17 protein-coding genes are annotated in these 20369 nt (G+C 42.8%); 4 read left to right on the top strand and 13 right to left on the bottom strand.

Annotated elements, in window-relative coordinates; genetic code table 11:
* Window positions 1-1333: hypothetical protein (locus CVU62_15070; protein PKN36472.1), on the bottom strand; the 1333-nt coding region annotated here is incomplete at its 3' end.
* A 468-nt stretch (window positions 1334-1801) separates the two neighbouring features.
* Here CVU62_15070 and CVU62_15065 point away from each other — a divergent pair.
* On the top strand, window positions 1802-2446 hold the full coding sequence (locus tag CVU62_15065) for a sulfate adenylyltransferase (GenBank protein ID PKN36475.1): 645 nt from the start codon (window positions 1802-1804) through the stop codon (window positions 2444-2446).
* An 18-nt stretch (window positions 2447-2464) separates the two neighbouring features.
* Window positions 2465-4423 carry a GGDEF-domain containing protein gene (locus CVU62_15060; GenBank protein ID PKN36471.1) on the top strand — a complete coding sequence of 653 codons (1959 nt, stop codon included), beginning with the start codon at window positions 2465-2467 and terminating at the stop codon, window positions 4421-4423.
* Between the two features lie 421 nt (window positions 4424-4844).
* Here the strand turns inward: CVU62_15060 and CVU62_15055 are convergent, their stop codons facing one another.
* The 6 genes from CVU62_15055 to CVU62_15030 form a co-directional block, all read right to left on the bottom strand.
* Window positions 4845-6248 carry a hypothetical protein gene (locus CVU62_15055; protein PKN36470.1) on the bottom strand — a complete coding sequence of 468 codons (1404 nt, stop codon included), beginning with the start codon at window positions 6246-6248 and terminating at the stop codon, window positions 4845-4847.
* A 218-nt stretch (window positions 6249-6466) separates the two neighbouring features.
* Window positions 6467-7564: an ABC transporter ATP-binding protein gene (locus tag CVU62_15050; GenBank protein ID PKN36469.1), complete on the bottom strand. Its 1098-nt coding sequence runs from the start codon at window positions 7562-7564 to the stop codon at window positions 6467-6469.
* Entirely contained in the window at window positions 7561-8259 is a 699-nt protein-coding gene (locus tag CVU62_15045; GenBank protein PKN36468.1) for a tungstate transporter permease, read from the bottom strand. The genes CVU62_15050 and CVU62_15045 overlap by 4 nt, the downstream gene beginning before the upstream one ends.
* 30 nt (window positions 8260-8289) lie before the next feature.
* Window positions 8290-9159, bottom strand: coding sequence for a tungsten ABC transporter substrate-binding protein (locus tag CVU62_15040; GenBank protein PKN36474.1), 870 nt, complete (start codon window positions 9157-9159; stop codon window positions 8290-8292).
* A 37-nt stretch (window positions 9160-9196) separates the two neighbouring features.
* Complete coding sequence (locus tag CVU62_15035; protein ID PKN36467.1) at window positions 9197-10051, bottom strand: tungsten ABC transporter permease; 855 nt, start codon at window positions 10049-10051, stop codon at window positions 9197-9199.
* Between the two features lie 43 nt (window positions 10052-10094).
* The gene (locus CVU62_15030; GenBank protein ID PKN36466.1) at window positions 10095-11006 is read right to left on the bottom strand and encodes a DNA-binding protein; all 912 of its coding nucleotides are present in this window, start codon (window positions 11004-11006) and stop codon (window positions 10095-10097) included.
* A gap of 229 nt (window positions 11007-11235) precedes the next feature.
* Between CVU62_15030 and CVU62_15025 the strand changes: the two genes are divergently transcribed.
* Window positions 11236-11451 (top strand): acetyl-CoA carboxylase biotin carboxyl carrier protein subunit, encoded by a 216-nt coding sequence (locus CVU62_15025; GenBank protein PKN36465.1) that lies wholly within the window; start codon window positions 11236-11238, stop codon window positions 11449-11451.
* A 60-nt stretch (window positions 11452-11511) separates the two neighbouring features.
* Here CVU62_15025 and CVU62_15020 read toward each other — a convergent pair whose 3' ends face one another.
* From CVU62_15020 to CVU62_15010, 3 genes are read right to left on the bottom strand one after another with little or no spacing between them, the layout of a single operon-like run.
* Complete coding sequence (locus CVU62_15020; GenBank protein PKN36464.1) at window positions 11512-11796, bottom strand: hypothetical protein; 285 nt, start codon at window positions 11794-11796, stop codon at window positions 11512-11514.
* Between the two features lie 12 nt (window positions 11797-11808).
* On the bottom strand, window positions 11809-12579 hold the full coding sequence (locus tag CVU62_15015) for a cytoplasmic protein (GenBank protein PKN36463.1): 771 nt from the start codon (window positions 12577-12579) through the stop codon (window positions 11809-11811).
* A 12-nt stretch (window positions 12580-12591) separates the two neighbouring features.
* Entirely contained in the window at window positions 12592-14679 is a 2088-nt protein-coding gene (locus CVU62_15010) for an elongation factor G (GenBank protein ID PKN36462.1), read from the bottom strand.
* A gap of 616 nt (window positions 14680-15295) precedes the next feature.
* Here CVU62_15010 and CVU62_15005 point away from each other — a divergent pair.
* Entirely contained in the window at window positions 15296-17428 is a 2133-nt protein-coding gene (locus tag CVU62_15005; GenBank protein ID PKN36461.1) for a hypothetical protein, read from the top strand.
* A 159-nt stretch (window positions 17429-17587) separates the two neighbouring features.
* Here CVU62_15005 and CVU62_15000 read toward each other — a convergent pair whose 3' ends face one another.
* The 3 genes from CVU62_15000 to CVU62_14990 form a co-directional block, all read right to left on the bottom strand.
* Window positions 17588-17788 (bottom strand): cold-shock protein, encoded by a 201-nt coding sequence (locus CVU62_15000; GenBank protein ID PKN36460.1) that lies wholly within the window; start codon window positions 17786-17788, stop codon window positions 17588-17590.
* Window positions 17789-18014: 226 nt separating this feature from the next.
* Complete coding sequence (locus CVU62_14995; protein PKN36459.1) at window positions 18015-19229, bottom strand: SAM-dependent methyltransferase; 1215 nt, start codon at window positions 19227-19229, stop codon at window positions 18015-18017.
* Between the two features lie 203 nt (window positions 19230-19432).
* Window positions 19433-20362 carry an alpha/beta hydrolase gene (locus CVU62_14990; protein ID PKN36458.1) on the bottom strand — a complete coding sequence of 310 codons (930 nt, stop codon included), beginning with the start codon at window positions 20360-20362 and terminating at the stop codon, window positions 19433-19435.
* Window positions 20363-20369 lie beyond the last annotated feature (7 nt).

Here is a 20369-nt window from a genome sequence, read left to right as displayed (position 1 = left end):
GATCCAGTGTTACGGTGTAGGTCAGGTTTGTGGTGCCGTCTTCGGCTACTGCTGCCGGATCGACGGCGATGGAGACCTTTTGATCATTCGTGCCTTCGATTGTAATCGTAAGGATGGTCGTGGATTGATCACCGTCAGCATCCTGCATCGTGTAGGATAAGTTTTCCGTCAAGGACTGACCAGCTGCCAGACCATGAACTGCCGGATTTGCGTTGTCCAAAACGTATGTATATGTGCCGTTACCAGTATCAATGAAGGTTCCATAAGTAGCAGCAGTTGAGTTCCAACTGACGAAGGTCGCCGGTGTGTCCGCCCCCGGCAGGTCGTTGGCAAGCACATTGCCCTCAATCGTGGTCGTGTTTTCCAAGATGATGTTGTTGTCAATCACCGCCGTTGGTACATCGTCATCAATCTCAAAGGTGATCGTCGCCGGTGCCGAGGTGTCCGTACCGTCGGAAATTGTCAGCTGGAAAACGTCCGCCTCTGTGCCCGGACCGTCCGTGGCCGGCGTCTTTAACTCATAGGTATACTCGGCTACACCCGTCGTACTGTTGTAGCTCGTAATGGTCAAGTCGCCATTCGTGCCATGGATAACTGCACCCTGAAGGCTTCCAATCGGTATCGTCGTACCGTTGATCGTGATGCTCTGGATATCAGCCAGGCCGTCCGGATCGGATACGGTAAACGTGCCGTAGGCAAACTCGGTATTATCGTCAGCATGGGAACCAGTCGCCAGACCGGATTCGGACACGACATCAGCGCCATCACCTATGTTGCCACTGCCCTCATTTCCCGTATCAACGGTAATGGTTGGAATCGAGTTCTCCTGATTAGCATCATAAGTCTGGGCTTCCGCTAATCCCCATGTTATCCCTTGCGTTTCAGCTCCGCTTTCCGGTGTTACTTCAGACCAGTCAGGGGTTACAACAAATACGGGATGACCCCCGCCTGAGCTTGCTTCTATACCGGCGGCTGTCGCATCCAATTCCAATGGCTGATCACCCGCCAGCAGTGCTTTCTGTATGGCTTCCTTTTCAGCAGAGGCTTCAGCGGAAACACCCGGCGAAACAACCCCGTACACATCCTCATCAATGACCACATCAGACACTCTGCCGAGATCCAATTGAATATGAGTGGGTGTATCAAAAACAATCGATATGCTTCCGTCATCTCCGGTGATAATGCGGTCATCTGCAAAAACAAGACTGTTTAATTGAAGTATCCGCACTGTACCATCAGGTGATATGGCTTTCACGGTCCCATATAGTATGGCAACCTTTCCTGTTACCTGATGCCCAACTTCGCTCGTTGCAGGATTTTTGATCTCACCCATAATATATTTTCTCCTTATTTGGTTAATTTTTTATTAGTTTTCAGATATCTTATCTACTTTATATTTGCACGTCTATTGTACCTTGGTACAATAGATCTAAAATATTTTACTTATTCCCTACTTAGTTTCTTTTATCGCATACACACCTTCATGTAAAAATCAATTGCCTTGACAGGATATATAATCTATGATTATAAAAACTTACGAAGAATCCGTAATAATTTCGTTTTTCCAAATAAATGGAGTCAATCACGGGTATTAACTCCAAAGCAAGCTGTGGGATATTAATCCCTCCGCTTCGCGGGATTGTTCAGCTTACCAATTCCGTTGCACCTAATAGTGACCTTTAGGTTCTTAGCTTCCGGATTTGGAGTTTCAATAATAAGTTGCTCTCGTTATTTTTTAAAAAAGGGATCACGAATCTTGGCATCTCTTGAATCCACCGTAAATTCCAATAAAATCAAAATCATGCTGTTTGGAGTCGTTGTTTTCGTAGGACTGGTTGTGACGGGGCTGGTCTTTACGGGAGAAAAATTTCATATCGACCAGAAGGTCCTTCAAAAAGCACAGGAAAAATACGGTCAGGAAGCACGGATGCGTCTCGTTTCCTGGGAAGACATTTTAAAGAATGAGGGCGGACCTGACAGGGAAAAACTGGAAAAAATAAATTCTTTTTTCAATAAAAAAATTGTTTTCGTAAATGATATAGATCTTTACGGAACAAAAGATTACTGGGCGACTCCGGTTGAATTTCTATCCAGAGGCGCTGGAGATTGTGAGGATTATGCCATTGCCAAATATTTCAGCCTCAAATTGATGGGAGTGCCCGAAGAAAAGCTGAGAATAGCCTATGTTAAGGCACTACAATACAATATTTTTCACATGGTTATGTTGTACTACAGCAACCCAGGAGCCGAACCTTTAATCCTCGACAGTCTCGTTGATTCCATTAATCCGGCATCGCAACGACGGGATCTTCTACCCATATTTACTTTCAACGGTGCAGGACTATGGCTGGCTCACGACCGCGGACAGGGGAAATTAGCCGGTAAAAGCAGCAGGCTTGCGGCATGGAATGATCTTCTGCAAAGAATGGCAGGAACTGGAATTTAATTTAACAGGAGGCTTTAAATGACTCTTTACAGGCAATTAGTTATTTTTACTGTATTATTGTTTTTAATTCTTTTCACGGGAACATGGTTCGCCAAGTTTGAGAGCACACGATCATTCCTGACAAACCAGCTTGAATCCCACGCTCAGGATACTGCAAGTTCTCTCGGCCTTGCCGTCTCGCAATACCCGGACGACATGGTCAGCGTGGAAACCATTATCAACGCCATTTTCGACAGGGGATATTACGAAACGATCAGATTTATTGACCCTAACGGAAAGATCTTATTAGAAAGAAATCTGAAGGTGGTCATTGAAGGAGTGCCTTCATGGTTCATCAAGCTGGTCCCATTAAAAGTACCCGAGGCCAATGCCTATGTCACGGCCGGTTGGCGCCAGGCGGGAACAATTTATGTAAAAAGCCATGCGGGATATGCTTACAACAGTCTGTGGCAGGATATTAAACATACAACCTTACTTTTTGCGCTATGCGGAATTTTCATATTGATCGCGGGCGGCTTTGGATTACGTATGCTTCTGCGTCCCCTGGTCCTCGTTGAACAGCAGGCAGATGCTTTATGCCGAAAGGAATACGAGATCCAGACAAAGATACCAAGAACAAGAGAACTTCGACGTATTGTTTTTGTGATGAACCGCATGACGGAAAAAGTGAAAGAAATGTTTTCCGAACAGGTTATACAAGCCGAAGGACTCCGTCAGCGTGCTTATAACGATTCACTAACGGGTATTGGCAATCGCCGCTATTTCGAAAGCCAGGTTACCGCCTGTCTTGATAACAAAGACAGCGACATGAAAGGAATTTTATTGCTGGTCCGCATTAACGGGTTGGAAACACTCAATCAACAAAGAGGTTTTCTCGTTGCTGACGAATTGTTGAAGAGAGTTGCGACATTAATGCAGGAGATTGCGGCAAAGCTTGCGGGTTCAGTTCTGGCCCGTCTTTCCGGAAGCGATTTTGTCTTATTTCTGCCCGATTATCCGCCATCCGAAGCAGCCCGGCTTTCCGGAGAAGTGGCTAACACGCTTAGCTCTCTGGCTGCTGCGGATATCACAGCTACGGAAAATGTTTCTAATGTTGGAACCTGCGCCTATGACCGATCTGTTACCCTTGGCCAACTTCTTGCGGAAGCTGATCTGGCGCTGGCCTCTGCCACACAAACCGGGGCTAATGCCTGGCATGTCCGCACGGTTATGGAAAACACCGAGAAGTCTCCTTTCGGCCAGTTGCAGTGGAAGGAAGCGTTGGAAAAAGTGCTTAAAGACCGCCGGATTGTCCTGTACGCCCAGCCTGTTGTAGACGCCGGGGATAGGAATATCTTACTTCATCAGGAGATATTTTCACGAATTATTCTTGAAGAAGGTGAAATTATCAATGCCGGAGTATTCATCCCTGTTGCCGAGCGCTTAAAGCTGGTTTCTTCTCTGGATCGCATGATTATCGAAGAAGTTATGAAACTTGATCGCAAGGATCTTGGCGCTGATACTGTCGCGGTCAATTTATCGCCTTCTTCCTTGCAGGATGAATCATTTGTTCAGTGGGTGCAAAATAATTTGGTAAATTTACCAGAAAAAGCACCCAGGATAATTTTTGAATTTGCAGAATTCGGCGCCGTACAAAATGAAAATATTTTAAAGTCTTTCACTGCAGTTATTCGTGCGTGCGGCCATAAATTGGGGTTGGACCATTATGGTCAAAGTTGCGGGAACTTGAAATACCTTCAATCCTTGCGGCCGGATTACGTGAAAATTGACCGGGCATACACGGGTGAATTGAAAGATGAAGACAGTGACAGTCGTTTTTTCATCAGCTCCATTTGCAGTGTGGCTCATAGTATTGATGTAATAGTAATAGCTGAAGGCGTCGAGACAGAAAAGCAATGGCAGATTCTGCGAGAACTTAATATTGATGCTATTCAGGGCTATATTATCGATCGTTCGAAGCCGATTACAAAAACCTGATATCAAGTCGCATGTAAGTTACCGCCTGACAGGCGGTAACTTACCGGTAAGGTAAAAATTTGATTTATTATGCGATCCCCTGCGCGGGATGCGCTTCCGGTCTTTAGCTAACTTTGTTGCATAGCCTGCCCCGGCGCAGGCCGGGGTCGGCTTCCTCAACGTATTTTCATATACGCCTGCGGACCCTCCTCCTTGCCGCCTCGTTATCTTTTGAATGCAACTTGGTATGAGTTTAAATTTACATGGAATCACGGGTCAAAGTAAGCGCTAGAAACAGATTCCGCAACAAACTGCGGGGTATTACGCCTGCCAAGCTTCAATAAGGGAATTTATCATTGATGTTAATATGTTTGCATTCCCTGCAAATAAAAAAACCCGTGACGGAATTGCCACGGGTTTTTTTTATTCTAATAACCAATACTTACTTTTTGATAATGTAATCCACTGCCGCTTCTACACGCCGGTTTTTCTGACGCCCTTCTTTTGTTTTATTAGAGTCGATTGGTTTTCCCGCACCGAAGCCGATTGCGGTCAGGCGCTTGGCGTCAATACCTGATTTTTCTACCAAGTATTTCTTTACGGCATTAGCCCGTCGCTGGGAAAGTTTTTTATTGTAGTCCGGATCTTTGGATCTATTAATGTTATCGGTATGTCCTTCGATTGTTACGTTTAAATCCTCATATTTCTTCATAACATCAGCCAGCGCATCAATATCCTTAGAATAGTTTCCCTTGATGGCGGATTTGTCGAAATCAAACAATACATTGAGGGTCGTTCTTCCTTTCTCTACAATCTCCGGGATAGGACAACCATCCTTATCCACCTTCACACCGGCAGGAGTGTCGGGGCACTTGTCTCTACCGTCACACACGCCATCATTGTCGGTATCTTTGGGGCAACCGTTTTCATCGACTGTGCAACCGGCAAGCGTATCAGGACACTTGTCACAACCGTCGCACACACCATCATTGTCGGAATCCTTGGAACATCCATTCTCATCGACAATACAGCAGGAGGGTGTATCGGGGCACTTATCGCAACCATCACATATACCATCCTTGTCGGAATCAAAGGGACATCCTTCCGTGTCAACGACACAGCACGAAGGCGTATTGGGACACTTCTTTTCCTTAACAACCGGTACGACGACAGGTTCTGGTTCCGGTGGGGGCGGGGGTGGAACAGGCTTCGCACCGCCGAAGTGGTAATTCAGTCCAACCAAAATCATGTGATCTGCGGCTGTAACATTGACATCCTCAATTTCATATTTGCTGCTGAAATAGCGGTATCCAAAATCGACCGACAAACTCGGAATGATTTCCAGGTTTATACCTGCTAATGCCTGCCATCCGAAAGCATTAGCTTTTGTATCATTGTCCTCGAACCTGGCGAATTCACCCCATGACCAGCCGGCACCGCCTCCAATATAGGGGCGAATCATCCCGTAAGGATATCTCAGTATAAGGTTGCCCATCGCGTTGTGTGCTCTAAAGTATCCTATTGTAGGCGCATCGGCATGCTGTCCCGACAGAAAAGTATACTCCAACTCGACAGCCAGCCATTTGACTGGGAAAATATACCCAACCTTGGCGCCGGCAGCCCAGCTTTGATTGAGATGAATTTCTATTTTCTCCCCGTTTTCTATCTTGAGGTCATCAGCGGGTATGACCCAGCCACCGAAAACTCCAACATAGAACGGATTATAAATTTCTACCGGTTCTTGAGCGGCTTGTATGGGTTCCGCTGCCGAAACAAACGATGATAAAGTTAAAAGCAGAAATGAAGTTACGATTAGAACTAAATAAGGGAAAGAATGTTTCTTCATAAGCAATCCTCCTTTCAAGGAATTTTTTTAATAATTGAACATATTTAATATTTATAAGCGATAGAAAATTAAAAGTAAAGATTAATTTTATAAAATTTTTAAATCATAATATTTGTAAAACTTAAACTTTTTCAATGTAATACAAAAATATAATTGAGCTCGGATATCATCAAGAATTGAAAGATTCTCAAGCCAAGCCAGATGAAAGGCAAGTAGCATTATAAATAACCGTTTTTATTGATGACATGAACGGATGTTGCCTTGAAGGAAGCGACTACGGTAGCCCCTTGAGTTATGCCTAAATCTTCGCAGGAAGTTATTGTAACGTATGCGACCAGAGGGAATCCACAGTCGAGAATCAGTTTATTAAAAAATCCCTGGCGGATAATTTTGGTTACTTTTGCTTCAAAGATATTGCGCGCGCTTATTTTACTCTGAACTTGGCTGGATACAGTAATATTCTCCGGCCTCAAACAGCAGTAAACCTTTTGTCCGATGGAACAATCGCCTATGGCCGCTATTTCCTTTCCATAAACTGAAACAACGATATTCCCCACCGAACAGCTTTTCACCGTTCCCTCCAGTATTGTTTCCGTACCGACAAAATTGGCCACAAACTCCGAATCCGGCTGATTAAATATTTCGGCGGTAGTTCCTGACTGCACGATTTTACCGCTGTTCATGACACTGACATCCTGCGCCAGACGCAACGTTTCTTCCCTGTCGTGCAGAGCCAGCACCGCCGTGATTTTCGTTTCTTCCAATATCCGCTTTAAATCGTCAATAATGGTTTCTCTGGATGGCGGATCAAGCGAGTTGAATGCTTCGTCAAGCAATATGATTTGAGGTTTGATGGCAAACGCCCTGGCCAGCGAAACCCTTTTTGCTTCTCCTCCGGAAAGTGCCCGAGCCGATCTTTTTTCCAACTGGCTTATTCCGAAATAATCCAAAGCACTTTGAACCCTGGTTTTTATTTCCTCATTTTTTATTTTGCGAAACTTCAAGCCCAGCGCCACATTTTCAAAAACGGAATTATTCAAAAGCAATGGCTCCTGAAAAACGACAGACACATGACGGCGCAGCATTGCCAGATCCGCTCTCGTTTCCAGGGGCAAACCCTGAAAATAAATCTTCCCCTGCTGAGGTTTTAATAAACCGGCCATCATTAAAAGCAGTGTCGATTTCCCTGCGCCGTTGGGACCGATCAGCGCCAGAATCCTGCCCTGTCGCACATGCAATTCAGGAATATCCAACACGGTCACGCCGCCGCGCTTTAAAATTATATTTTCCGCCTTCATCAGAACTTCGGATTTCATCGGGGATGCTGCCTTTGCTGTAGTTGTGTAAGCAGAGCGTTGATAATAAAGGCGAGGATTAAAAGAATAATGCCCAACGCGATGGCAATATCAAAATTTCCCTTGCCGGTTTCCATAACCGTGGCTGTGGTAAGCACCCGCGAATATCCTTTAATGTTACCACCGACCATGATGGAAGCGCCGACTTCGGAAATAACGCCACCGAAACCCGCCATGACCGCCGCCAGAAGTGGCAGTTTCGCTTCTTTAATCAATATCCACACCATCTGCAAACGGCTTGCGCCCAGAGACAAAATTTGCAGACGCAGATTCGGCGGCAGGTTTTGAATGGAGGCCAGAGATATCCCCATGACAATCGGTGTGGCGATAATCGCCTGCGCAATAATCATGGCATAGGGAGTATAGAGGATTTCCAGAAATCCGAAAGGGCCACTGCGCCAGATCAGCATCGTAACGAAAAGACCGACAACCACCGGCGGCAGACCCATACCAGTATTGATTAGACTGATAACAAATCTTTTTCCGAAAAAATTGTTTAAAGCGACGGCCGTGCCAATGGAAACCCCGATAAAAAGGCTGATAAACGTGGCTGTCCCTGATATTTTCAAAGACAGCCACGTTATTCCCAATACTTCAGGATCAAAAGTAATAATTAACTCAAAAGCTTTTATGATTCCCTGAACAATTAAATCCACTTTATAAAACCTGCAATACTTTTACTAAAATTATTTACCCAAATCTTCAACTTTCTTTCCGGCATCGGAGAAGAATAACGGAGAGCCGTATTTATCAACACCGAAGGTCTTAATGATCTTCTGAGTATTTTGGGAAACCATGAAATCGGCAAATGCTTTGGCTCCGGCGGCATTGGCTTTGGGCCATTTGGCGCTGTTGACTTCAATCACATGATAAATGTTAAGAAGAGCAGCATCACCTTCTACCAGTATATCCAATCCCAGATTTTTCTTCAAAGACAAATAAGTTCCGCGATCAGTCAGCGTATAACCTTTTTTCTCCGCGGCAACATTTAAAGTCTGTCCCATTCCCAATCCGGTTTCCTGATACCATTTTTGTCCGGCAGGAGTTACTTCTGCTTTTTTCCATAAAACTTTTTCTTTGGCGTGTGTTCCCGAGTTATCTCCGCGCGATAAAAACAAACCTTCCGCTTTAGCGACCATTTTAAGAGCTTCAGCCGAAGACTTCACGCCCTTGATCTTGGCCGGATCTGTGCCTGGTCCGACGATAATGAAATCATTATGCATAACCAGTTGTCTGTTTATACCAAAACCATCAGCAACAAATTTCTTTTCAGCATCCGGTGAATGAACCAGCATTACATCCGCCTCGCCTTTTTCCCCCATCTTCATGGCCTGACCGGAGCCCACGGCAATCGTCTTTACAAAGTAACCTGTCTTCTTTTCAAAAATGGGAATCAAAACATCGAGCAGACCCGTGTCCTGAGTACTTGTTGTGGTCGCCAGAATGATATTCTTTTGTTTGGGCGCGGCTTTCGCTGCAAAAACGTTTGACGTTCCGAACGCGAAAAGCAACGCGGCTAACATCAACGTTATTATAACTTTACTACTTCTGAACATTTTCATTATTTTTCTCCTTTATATTAAATTTATTCTTTTATTTCTTTTGTACTTTCTGCCATTCTATAGAATTGGGAAAGAAAAGAGCCGCGCCGAACTTATCCTTGCCGAAATCACGGATAATCAGTTGGCCTTTCTTGGGAGAGGTCAGCCATTTTACAAATGTCTTTGTGTCTTTCATGTTGACCTTGGGACATTTTGCCTTATTGACTGGTATTAATGAAATAAAATTTAAAAGAGCCTCATCACCTTCGACCAATACTGCCAGCGTGATCTGGTCTTTTATGGATAGATAAGTCGCTCGATCAATCACCGTGTAAGCTTCTTTTTGATCGGTATATTTAAGCGTGGGAACATTGCCTTCAGCTCCCTTTGCGTAAACGGCATACCATGAACCTGAAGGTTTAATTCCGGCCTTTCCCCAGAGTTCCATTTCCGCGACATGTGTGCCTGATTTGTCACCGCGGCTGATAAACAGAGAGTTGCTATCCATAATTTTCTTTAATGCTTCCGCTGCTGTTTTCGTTCCCTTGATTGCCGCCGGATCGGAAACCGGTCCGACAATAACAAAATCATTATACATCAAGGGAATTCTTTCTGTGCCGAAACTATCAGCGATAAATTTTTCTTCCAAAGATTTGGCATGAACCATAACCAGATCAATTTCGCATTTGCGCGCAATATCCAAAGCAGCTCCCGTTCCCGCGCCCACATGACGCACACGGATGCCTGTGTCTTTTTCAAACTGATCTTCAAGAGCGCTGACAATTCCGGCATCAATCGGACCGATTGTGCTGGACAAAAATACAAATTTATCCCCATTGACGGCCAACGCCAGAGACGACCATACTAAAATAAGCAACACCGTCAATTTTCCGATAAATAATTTCATTCTTAATCCTCCTTACCTCAATTTATTTTCATTAATAATTTTTCTAAGAATGGAAAATACGCCCCGCATCTTTAAAATCATAATTACCGATACGTCCCACATGGTTTTTAAATTGTTCGGATTTGAGTGTCTCAATAAAAGTCTGAATGGCCGGTTGGAAAAAAGTATTCTTATCCAGAATCATATCGAAACGCTCACTGATTAATGGTTGAAAATTCAAGTCGAGTATTTTCGCCACAGCGGCAGAGGCAACGCCCACATCTGCTTCGCCTGAAATGAGCGCGAGGCCAACTTCAAAATGCGTATAAACTTCATTTTCATAACCTTTGATGCTGTCACCAGAGATGTCTCTTTCTCGCAGTTCATGATTCAGCAGAATTCTTATCCCTGATCCTTTCTGCCGATTCACAAAGCGAATCTTTTTGCTAGTCAGACTTTCCCATCCTTTAAATACATTGATTCTTGATTTTACGATGATAAATCCCACCTGACGATAAAACATATTCACGACAACCGGATGATTATCAGGACAGTACTGTTTTAAATAAGGAATATTGTAATCGCCTGTTTCGGGATCAAGAAGATGAGAAAACGCAATGTCCGTCAGACCCGTATTGAGCGCTTCCAGACCACCTACACTACCTGTGTTGGCTGAAAAAATATTAAAGTCAGGGTGATCCTTTTTGATTGCAGTCAGAAGCATATCCAGAACCGGATCATTGCTCCCCGCTGCCAGAAGCGCTCCTTCGATTTGATTTATTTTCTTTCTGGCCTGCTGGAGAGAATCCTGTGCGCTGTTTCTTATCCACTCATCAATAAGTCTGACGGGGAAAATCCACTTGCCGGTGACTCTTGTGCAGGGAATTTTTCCGGCTTTGATCAGCAGATAAACCTGCTTTTCGTGAATATCAAGATATCTGGCAACTTCTTTGGTGTTCATTAGTTCACCGGACATAATCCCTCCTTATAAAGACGATAAGACTGCATAAACAATATAACGCAATATTTCAAGAAAATTTTCCTAAAATATTACTAATTATTACTAATTATTCTAATTTAAAAAACATTTATAATTTTATTGACCTTACTTTGTAATTTGGGTATTGATACAAAATCAATTTATCAATAAAAGTATTAAACGTTTTCCCGATGAAAAGTAAGGGACTAAAAAGGAGATGTGCAAAATGAGTATGGAAATAAAAGCACCCATGACCGGAAAAGTCATCAGTATTGTTGTTAATGTAGGCGACAAGGTTAATACTGATGATGAGGTCGTTATTATGGATGCCATGAAAATGGAAATCCCTATATATGCTCCTGCTGATGGCACAGTTAAGAAAATAAATATTAAAGAAGGTGATTCCGTAAAAACGGATCAGGTTTTGGTGATACTTGATTAGCAGATATTCTGTGACTTCGACGGCGGGAACCGGCAGCAATTATTTTCCCCGGGGTAATAATTACCCGAGCTGCCACCAGGGTTTGGGTTTTTTTCGGTACACTGCAAAATATACTGTTTCGTAAATTAATTGTAATTTGTCCAGATCATTAGAGTCTATATTGATAGAATGACTCTTCTGTACACATTCAATGGACTCCAGGAACGTAGCCCAACCATCAGTTAACCCATTGATTGATTGAAATCCTCTCTTTAATTCCAAGGCTGACGAATTAAAACCACTTTTTTCCAAATTGGCAATTAATTCGTTCACTGCTTGAAAAAGTTCTTCATTGGACTCAAACATCGCGAACCTCTATTACTTAGCGTCCTTAATCAACATCGTAGCCGGATCAAGAACCAAATCGTTTTGCTTTGCTTCGACTGATCTTCCTTTAAGGGATTTAATATATACTTCATCGCCTTTTGCGGCCAGTTGAACGATAACGTCAAATAAATCTGCCACATGTAAAAAAGAAAGAGGCAAACCATTTTCCTGCGGCGGCTCATGGCGATGCGTATGCACAGTAAACCAGATACGCATTGAATATTTATGAGCCAGTTCTTTCAATTGCACAAGCTGTCCGCGACCCGCCTCATCAAATTTAAATCCGTCAATGATTACAGTATGCGGTTTGAAAATATTTTGCTGCATTAAGTCGGTTAAACGCTCTTCCAGCCTCGGCGCGCTGAAACCTTCTACTTTGAAAGTCATGATAAAACGGTAAGGCTGAATGTTGTCCCAGTAATCCTGAATTTCAGCAGCATCAAATTTCGCGGCAATATCATGAAACAACTCCTGATACCAGACATCAACTTTGCTCACCGCATCGTTCAGGCTTACGTGCAGTACAGGCTGTTCGCGTAACATCGCGTTTAAAGCAATCTGAACAAGCAAGGCTGTCTTGCCTACTCCGGCATGAGCAAGCACCGCTCCAAACCCTCCGCTCGGCAAAATATCTTCATTTTCATAACCAAGATTAATCAGCGGATTGCGGAAAATCATTTCTTTTTTTATCATGATAATATCCTTATAAGTTAAATGGATAACATTTTCTTCCCTTTTCAGGGCACTGTTGTTTGTCAACATCTTTTTAATTTATTAAGCGGCTGATTTTTTATTTTCAGCTGCTTCCAGTGTGATCTTCTCCGCGATTGACTGCGGCACTTGCCGGTAAATGGAAAATTCCATTGTGAACTGTGCTTTGCCCTGTGTGGCTGAACGCAGGATAGTCGAAAATCCAAACATTTCCGCCAGCGGCACTTGTGATTCAATCACGCACATGACATCTTCATCCTGAGATCCGATAATCATGCCGCGGCGTTGATTTAAAAGTCCCATGACGGCACCTTGAAATTCAGTTGGAGTTTCCACGACCACTTTCATTATCGGTTCATGAATGACCGGCTTTGCCCGCAGATATGCGTCCTTGAATGCTCCACGAGCACATGCCTGGAAAGCCATATCCGAAGAATCCACCGCATGGGAAGCGCCGTCATTGATGAGCACCTTCACGCCGGTAATCGGAAATTCCAATTTCGGCCCTTTGGCCATGCTTTGTTTAAATCCTTTTTCGCAAGCAGAAATAAATTGTGTGGGAATAGCGCCGCCGAAAATTTTATTTTCAAAAACAAACTCGGCATCGCTGATCGGTTCAATAAAACCGGCAATGCGAGCGAATTGGCCGGAGCCACCGGTTTGTTTTTTGTGGGTATAATTGAAATCGGCATGCTGTGTGATTGTCTCGCGGTAAGCAACGCGGGGATTACCTGTCGTGACGTCGGCGCCATATTCCCGCCTCATTCTTTCCACATAAATGTCCAGATGCAGTTCACCCATGCCTTCGATAATTGTTTCATTGGTTTCGGGATCAACAAAAGATTTAAAAGTCGGATCTTCCTTACAAAATCTATTCAGCGCCTTGGCCATAGCCATTTGCGATTTGTTATCTTTGGTCGTTATAGCCGCAGATATGACCGGTTTGGGCACATACATGGAAATCATCGTTACATTTGTTCCCGGGGAAGTAAAAGTATCGCCGGAAGAACATTCAATTCCGAATAACGCGCCGATGTACCCGGATTTCAGATATTCGACATCTTCCATTTGATCGGCATGCATCCGCACAACGCGGCCTACCTTCACCTTTTTTCCGTTGCGGATATTGACAATAATCGATCCCTTGGCCACTGTTCCCTGATAAACGCGAACATACGTTAATTGCCCATATTTGCCATCTTCCAATTTAAAGGCCAAAGCGACAATTGGTTTTTCTGGATCATTTTCCAGCACAACGAGTTCTTCATTATTATCCATATCCATCGCCACATTTTCCACATCGGAAGGGCAAGGCAAAAGATAACTAACACCATCAAGCATTGGCTGTATGGCTTTATTCTTATATGCTGATCCCATATAAACAGGGGTTATTTTTCTTTGCAATGTACCTATGCGCATAGCTGCATAAATCAATTCGGAAGATATTTCACTTTCATTCAGAATTGCTTCCGTCAATTCATCGGAAAACACCGAAGCGGCATCAATTAACTCTTCTCTTTTTGTCTTGGCTTCTTCCTGGAGATTCTGCGGAATTTCCGCCTCGCGGACAATCTCGCCGTTTTCGCCGTCAAAATAAAGCGCTTTCATACTGACTAAATCAACAACGCCTTCGGCTTCATTTTCCAGACCAATGGGAATCTGCATGGCTACGGCATTGTGGCCTAGCTTTGATTTTAACTGGCTGATTACACGGAAAGGATTAGCGCCGCTACGGTCGCATTTATTAATAAAGGCAATGCTCGGAACTTTATATCTTTTCATCTGCCGATCAACCGTAATGGATTGCGACTGAACGCCGCCGACCGCACACAGAACCAGAATGGCGCCATCCAAAACACGGAGCGATCTTTCCACTTCCATGGTAAAGTCGACATGTCCCGGTGTGTCTATAATATTTATCTCGTGGCCTTTCCATTCGCAATAAGTGGCTGCCGAAGCGATAGTGATGCCGCGTTCCTTTTCCAGTTCCATGGAATCCATCGTGGCGCCGACTCCGTCTTTTCCTTTGACATCATGGATGGCATGAATTCTTTTCGTATAATAAAGAATCCTCTCGGTAAGCGTGGTTTTTCCGGAATCAATATGTGCGCTTATACCGATATTACGAATTTTCTGATCTTCAATCTTCATTATTTTTGTACCTTTTACCTTTTTTTACCTTCTAAATTATTGCTAATGTGTAACTAATCCCATTCACTTCGTTCAGGGATATTTCGATTTACCAATTCCGATGCGCTTCGCTTTCGGAGAAAGGTGTCATCAATCCCACTCCGCTTCGCTGCGGGGATTGTTCGACTTACTCTTCAAACTTCACTTCGCTCGTCGGGATTCGTTTTCAGCGATCCTCAAATCCCTCGTCGCTAAGCTCCTGGGATAATTCGACTTACGCTTCAAACTTCGCTACGCTTGTTTTCAGCGAGTCTCATTAATAAAAAAACCCCACACTTGGAAGAGAGTTCTGCCAGATGGGGATCCGTCATAAACAAGCGTTTTTGTGAATGTGGGTAAATACATGTTGCGGCACAATATGTCAAGCTAATCTTTTTTATATGAAAAAACGCGAGAGAACTTGTTTCTTACAGTTAAACGTGTTAATCACATATTCACATTAAATGATTGAATTATAAGTTAATATTACCTTGACAATAAAAAACAGAGTTATATATTTAAGCCCTTCTAAAGACGTCTTATCAAAATTATAATTGTTTCATACACAACCAACCAATAAATATAAAAAGGAGGATTTATGCCGGAATATATTACGATTGGCGAACTTTTAAGCAGTGGAACACTGGTGGGAACAAGATATCAAGATCCTTTTGTTAGAGCCGATGCTCAAAACACCATAACCATCAATAGAGACAAAATTGCGGATGATATATATCTGGTAGTACCGGTCAGACACATAGAAGCTACCGCATTGCGAGATAATGCTTCTTTTTCAATGGTAGTATACGATAGTAACAACAATGTTTTGGATACAATTACACAGACATTTGATGATAGATGGGGTTGGGGAACCCGAAGTTGGAGTTCAATGGCTTACAGAATAAGCTCTAGTCTATTCCAAAACGGTCCCTTTCCGATGACTAAAACTTATCGCTGTCATATTGAAGTTAAGCTCGATGTATCATCCTGGTCAGGATCAGGCAGTTCGGCCGGTATTCATTATGTGCTACAGGATTCTAAAGATGTTAATATAATAATTACAGCGCAAAAGCCTAATATTTTATCAATATATATGCATTGCAACCCGAATGGCACAAGCATTAACTGGAAAGATAACTTTATATTAGTATTACAGTGTTCAAACGTAGGTAATAAAAGAATTACAAATATAGGCACCGATTTACGTGAAGATGATCTTTCCGTATCAGGCAATGAAAATAATAACATCGTGATAGAATCTTATACCGGAGGCGCTCTTGATCCTTCTGAATCAACGGAAATGTGCTCAATATCTATTTGTAAGGATTGGACATGGTGGACAGAAGCTTATTTAGAATTTTCCCGACAAGAGCCTTACGAAAAATCATTTAAATATTCAGCCGAAATAGAGGTTACATGTGCGGATGGATTCAATGATACATATGCCCGCGATTTAACCGTCAAGGTGACCGTTGAAGAAGAAAAAAAAGAGTATGCTGACTTGGCTCAGGATTTTTATTATGAAGTTATCGCAGGTTATGCCGTCTTAGCGATTTCGATAGGTTGTACTCTGGCATTTGGTGTTGGAGCTCCGGCGGCAGCAATTGCAGCTGCTGCTATCGGCATTGCTTATTATTCTGCGGGAGAATCAAAACGCTTGGCCAAGGATCCGCCCGAATACGATAGAAATTATAAGAAATTACATGATTATACAAAACTGGTAAAACCTTTAACAATTAATGTTCCAGTGCCCTATGAACTTAAAACTTTAGCCGGTTCTCTCAATAACATATATGCAATTAATCAGTCATCGGGAATATCGCTTTCCCGATATTTGAGCGCACAAAAGCACGGAAATACTACCGCAAAGAACCTGCAGAAAAAACATAGCAAGGAACTCCTAAAAAAAGCCCAGGAAGAAGCATTTATTTTACAGCAGAATTTTCCAACGGTGCAACGTATTATCAAACAGGAAAATATAGGAGTTATAAAACTTTCCGATCCCGAATATGCAGGTGAAGTTGAAAAGATAAAGAATAATGGATTCTCTGATAGTTACAAAACAATTTTGAATAATTTTGGATTTGAATCTGAAACAATAACAGAGGTTGAAGAATCCATAAAGAAAACAGACATCGCATCGATATCATTTGATCCGGAGAAAACCTTCAGCAATTTAAAAAACGTTGCTTTTAACTCATATTTAAATATTGCCAGAAATAAAAAGATTATCGATGAGTTCGAAACCAAGCCAAAGGACACATTGTACAGGGAATTGCTAAGAGATAAGATGATTTCTGTACGTGATTTTAGAAATAAGATGAAGACGGTAATTAAAGGAGATATAAGCCTGATTTCCGAAATTAAAACGATAGGAGAATATTTTGAGAAAAAACTGGCGCTTGTAAAAATTAAAACAACTTTTGATTTACTGCAGAAATGCAGTAAATCTGCCGGCCTTAAAAGAATTGCCTGCTCAACCGGCATCAGCGATAAGCTTCTTAAAGAGTGGGTGAGCATTGCAGACTTGATGCGTCTAAGAGGAATTGGCGATGATTATGCATATATTCTGGTCAAGCTTGGGGTTGATTCGGTTGTAAAACTTGCAAAAGCAAATGGCGAAGATCTTTGGGGTAAAATTAAAAAGTATGTAGCAGATAAACCGGAACTAAAAAATAAAGTCCCTTCAAAAACACAGATTAATAATTGGATAAATAAAGCAAAATCATAATAATCGGCATAATAAAAAGCACTCCATCATGATTTCTCACACACGAAGTGCTTATTTATTAGTTTCTCATTTCCTACGTCGCTACGCTCCTAGGATAATTCCACTTGCGCTTCGAATCCCGACTTGTCGGGACTCGTTATTAGCGAGTGTCATTAAAAACTAGACAGGTTTGACGTTTGTCGCTTCCAAGCCTTTTTTGCCCTGGACAACATCAAAACTTACAGATTGGCCCTCTTTTAACGTCTTAAAACCGCTGGCCTGAATTGCACTGAAATGTACAAACACATCTGCGCCATCTTCTTGCGAAATGAATCCAAAGCCTTTGCTTTCGTTAAACCACTTTACTTTACCTTCTGGCATAGTTCTAATCCTCCTTTCTTAATATTTCGAAAAGTCGAATCAACACGATGACAGAACTAAAAAGCCACCAAGACTCTAAAGTACCGGTGGCTAACCTATGTGCTTCAATACGTCTGAATTCAACTCTTTCCTTCAAATTTTTACTTATAAATACCTGAAGTTGGCGAGACATTATGGCAATTTCAAAGAATAGTCAAGCCTTATTTGTAAAAAAATAATAGGCCGATCACACCGGCTTGCGAAAGACAACCTGTATATCACCCAAAACGCGTTCGGCAAAGCCAGCCTCGCATATGGCCAGATAATATTCCCACTTTCTGCGGAAAACATTATTAAATCCCATTGCGGATATAGATTCAATATTGCTAAGATATTTTTCCCGCCAGTCTTTAAGTGTCACAGCATAGTGGGTACCTATATCCTTCAGATTCTCCATAATAAAACTTGAATATTTTGTCGCTGCCTGACTGAGAACCGTTACAGAGGGCAGAACTCCTCCCGGGAAAATATATTTCTTAATCCAATCCGTTTTCCAGCGATAGTCGTCATAGCGCTGATCGGGTATGGTGATTACCTGAATCACGAACAAGCCGCCCGGTTTAAGAAGACGGTCACAACACTGGAAAAATTTGCCGAAATACCGATGGCCGACTGCTTCGAGCATTTCGATGGAAACAATTTTATCATAGAGACCTTTAATTTCCCTGTAATCCTGAAGACGAATTTCAATATTTTTTTCCAACCCCTCTTTTTTTACACGATCCAACGCAAGCTCATATTGAGCCCGCGAGACGGTAATACCTGTAAGGCGGCATTGTGTTTGTTTAACGGCCTCTACAGCAAAACCGCACCAGCCACAGCCAATCTCCAGAACGTGATCGGTTGCCTTTATTTGAGCCTTTTCAATGATGCTGTTTATCTTGTTTTTTTGAGCTGCCTCGCAGGAATCTTTTTCCGAAGAATAAATTCCACAGGAATAGAGCATGGACGGGTCAAGAAATTTCTGGAAAAATTCATTGCTCAAATCGTAGTGTTGTTGAATATTTCCCCTGCTGCCGATCGGTGTATTTTTTCGTGGATTGTATAGCAAACGATTTTTCTGACTGCACAACCATTCTGCCGCGGGATATCCTTCTTGCAATGCCTGGCGGTTCTTAATGAACAAACGGAACAGACCGGGAATGTCTTTAGTGTCCCACGCACCCTGCATAAAAGATTCACCAAGGCCTACATCCCCACGCAAAACAACGTCAGAAAAAAACCGGTAATCGGAAATTGTCATATCCGCGGTCAGAGGTGAACCCCTGTCGCCGAAATGTTCTTCCCTTCCATCGGGAAGCAGCACTGTTAAATGACCAACATGGATTTTATGTAAAAGTCGAAGAACAATAGCCTTGCAAATATTTTGTGTAACAGTAGGTGATATTTCACGGATTGTCATAACAGCGCCCTCCTAAAAATTATCACAAAGTCAGGTCGTCGATGCTATGAAATTCTGCGTCATGAAAATTTGTAGTCAGCACAACATATGATCCTGTATTATTTTATTATACATGTAATTATGCCGTCAAGAAAAAGATAAGTGGGATATTTTTTTATAAAGTTATAGCATGTACTCAATATTTTTATCTCTGAGCACCAATATCAGATGTGTTTATTCAGCCAGGCGATTACGTCACTGAAGACTTCATCACGGTTAATCTCGTTGAGCATCTCATGGCGGCCGTCGGCATAAAATTTTAGAGTCACGTCATTTATGCCGATACCCCTTAGTGTATTATAAACCTGAATTACGCCTTTGGTATTAGCTCCGACGGGATCTTTCGCGCCGGAGAAAAGATAAATGGGCAGATGATTCGGAATCTTCGCTATATTTTCTTTTTTATTGATATAGCCAATGCCAACCAGCATGTCGCAAAAAAAACCCGCCGTAAAGACCGCACCGCACCAGGGATCATTTATATATTTGTCCACTTCTGTGTTATTTCTGGAGAGCCAGTCATAGTCCGTCCTGTTGGGCTTGAACGCACCGTTGAAAGCGCCAAAGGAAAGCTTGTTCATAATTTCGCTTTTTGCTTTTTTCCCGTGAATCCTCGCATCCATCTTAGCGATGAGCATCCCGATTTTGCCAATTATGCCGGGATCGCCGCCTGTGCCGGAAAGTACAAGGCCGGAAAGTTCATTGCCGTAAAGCATTGCGTAATGGCGGGAGAGGAACGAACCCATACTGTGGCCAAAGAGGAAAAACGATTTCTTCGGCCAATCATTTTTTATGATCCCGGTCAGAGTGTGCATGTCCTCCACGACCTTGTCCCAGCCATTTTCATCGGCAAAATAGCCGATCTCTTCCTGCGAACCGGCGGTCTTCCCGTGACCCCGATGATCGTTTGCGTACACGGCATATCCCGCTTTTGTCAGAGTTTCGGCAAAGCGTTCATAACGGGCCGCATGTTCTGCCATTCCGTGAGCTATCTGAACAGCGCCCTTAACAAATGAAGCTTCATCCGGCATCCATTTGTAAGTGAATATCTGCATTCCGTCCGATGTCTTAAAAGTAAAAGTGTCGCTTTTCATATATGCC

The sequence above is a fragment of the Deltaproteobacteria bacterium HGW-Deltaproteobacteria-2 genome (genome assembly GCA_002840505.1).
Lineage (GTDB): Bacteria > Desulfobacterota > Syntrophia > Syntrophales > Smithellaceae > Smithella.
Note: the sequence above shows the minus strand (reverse complement) of the source record. Positions and strands in the feature narration are given on the sequence as shown.